Annotated in this window: 2 protein-coding genes; both read right to left on the bottom strand. The window is 33.2% G+C overall.

Annotated elements, in window-relative coordinates:
* Nucleotides 1–484: hypothetical protein (locus COX77_01750; protein PIZ99361.1), on the bottom strand; the 484-nt coding region annotated here is incomplete at its 3' end.
* A gap of 175 nt (nt 485–659) precedes the next feature.
* Nucleotides 660–1,056: hypothetical protein (locus COX77_01745; GenBank protein ID PIZ99360.1), on the bottom strand; the 397-nt coding region annotated here is incomplete at its 5' end.

Genomic DNA, 1,056 nt, shown 5'->3' with positions numbered 1-1,056 from the left:
CTTCCTGAACTGTCGTTTTCATAATATCGTCAAACTCTTCAATGATTGTTTTGCGATACTTATTCAGAGCCTGCTTCAAATCAGATTTAGTGGCATAATATGGCTCAATAAACATGCCACTCTTTTTCTCCATTAAATGGATGAAGTCTAAATTGCCTGGATCGTTCATGGCCATCTTTAAAGTTTCGCCTTTCATTTCAAAAGCGATGGCTTGCTGATTTTTGGCCACTAATTCAGGAATAGTTTTTAATGTTTCATCTTCAATAATAACATCACCCAAACAAATATATTTATAGTCATAACTATCAGCAATCAGTTGTCCGAGGTGGCCGTCAGAGATAACACCTTCGTTGACTACTGCTTCCTCAAACGTAACACCTTCCTTCTTAGCTTTGTCTTGCAATTGCAAAACTTCTTGCTCTTCAATTAGAGAATTATCCAATAGTATTTTTTTGATTCGTAAATCAAAATCGTTTTTATCCATAAAATTAAAAAACTATCATCTTTTGATAGTCCAATAAATATCCATTAACTGACTGTACTGTCCGTGACAGTAGACAAGAATAGCTATTAAATATCCTAATATACTATTTTTATTTTTCATGCAACCGTATTAAATATTATGTTCAAATTATAACATAAAATTTAATATTCAACAATCAGATATTACGTAAAAAACCTTTATACTCTTCGTCTTTATCAATTATTTCTTTCAATAAATACTCCCGCAACCAGTCAGCCTTAGTTTTTTTTGTATTGACTGTTTTCCAGCGTAAATATCTTTCAATACGCGGACTAATACGCCAAGTGAATTTAATAGTTGGTAACTCCCAGTCACCGCGTCCGTTTTCTAGTAAATCAATAAATTCTGCTAACCGACTCTCTATATTATTTTCCTGAAAAAACTTAACCATTAATAATTTGCTTACCTGGGGATTGCTTTGTAATAACTTTATTTCGTCAGGAATCATGTTACCCAGTGGTAATAAATAAAGAATGGGTTTTCTTTGCGCGATGGCTAGCGCACACAAATATCCACTTTCCGTATTTTGCGCA

The organism is Candidatus Komeilibacteria bacterium CG_4_10_14_0_2_um_filter_37_10, from assembly GCA_002793075.1.
In the GTDB taxonomy this organism is placed as follows: Bacteria; Patescibacteriota; Patescibacteriia; order UBA1558; family UBA1558; genus UM-FILTER-37-10.
This window is presented reverse-complemented; position numbering and strand designations above follow the sequence as displayed.